The sequence below is a fragment of the Leisingera sp. F5 genome (genome assembly GCF_001593695.1).
Map to the genome: position 1 here is coordinate 1 of NZ_LUKH01001379.1, position 1,068 is coordinate 1,068.

The window sequence follows — 1,068 nt, forward strand, 5'->3', positions numbered from 1 at the left end:
GTCAAAGGCAGGTGCCTGTGTCTCGGTCATTGCAGGGTTTCCTCCTGAGAGCCGCCGCGCAGGGCGAATTCAATCAAAGTGACAAGCGTTTCCCGCCTTGTGACAAGGCAGGGCGCTTCGAGCAAGGCCTGTTTCTCTTCGGTGTCGAATTCCAAGAGCATCGCCAGAGAATTGATCAGCAACTCGTCGTCCGCGTCTTTCAATGCCTCCCAATCGGTTGACAGGCTCCGGGAAGAAAAGAACCGCTCCAGCAGATCCAGGAAAGACGACCGGTCAAGGGTATCGTCCGCCTCGGAACGGCCAAGGTCCCGGTCAAATCCTGTCCAGCTGACATCACAGCGCTGATAGGGGGTAAAACCGTTGGCTTCGCGGGTAATCCTGAACCTGGAGACGCCCGAAAGCGTGACCAGGTACCGTCCGTCTTCTGTCTCGGAAAACTGTGTGACGCGCCCGGCACATCCAATCGCGTGCAGCTCCTCCCCGGTTCCGTGCGGACCCGGACAGGGCTGCACCATGCCTATCAGACGCTGCCGCGTCTTGAGCGTATCTTCGAGCATCTGCAGGTAGCGCGGCTCGAAAATGTGCAACGGCAAACGCGACCGGGGCAGCAAAAGCGCCCCGGGCAATGGGAACACGGCAATCGTGTCCGGCAGATCAGCAGGCTGGATCATGGGACAGAGTGTAGTGCTGCCCCGGTCTTAGGCAAATATCATTGAGCTAAGTTTCCGGCGCCCGTTGAGAACCACCGGGTCGTTGGGTTTCAGCGCATCAAAGATGGTGAAGAGCTGCACCTTGGCGGCGCCCTCGTTCCACTCGCGGTCGCGGCGGAAAAGCTCCAGCAATTCGTCTACTGCGGCTTCTGCATCTCCAGCCGCATGCAGCGCCTGAGCCAGGTCGAAACGCGCCTGCAAGTCATCCGGGCTGGCGTCCACCGCAGCCCGCAATTCCCCCACCGGGCCAGCATTCTCGGCCTGCCGCGCCAGGGCGATCTGCGCATGAGCGGCTTCGATCTCGGCTGCATCCGCAATCTCGGCGGGTGCGCCATTCAAAACGGCATCCGCCTGATCC

At 60.8% G+C, this 1,068-nt stretch carries 2 protein-coding genes; both read right to left on the reverse strand.

Annotated features, from left to right (window positions below):
* Positions 1 to 26: 26 nt before the first annotated feature.
* Complete coding sequence (locus A2I95_RS41585; RefSeq protein WP_259988365.1) at positions 27 to 671, reverse strand: LON peptidase substrate-binding domain-containing protein; 645 nt, start codon at positions 669 to 671, stop codon at positions 27 to 29.
* Positions 672 to 698: 27 nt separating this feature from the next.
* Positions 699 to 1,068, reverse strand: a 370-nt coding sequence (locus A2I95_RS41590; protein ID WP_291738113.1) for a tetratricopeptide repeat protein, incomplete at its 5' end; no start/stop codon positions are given.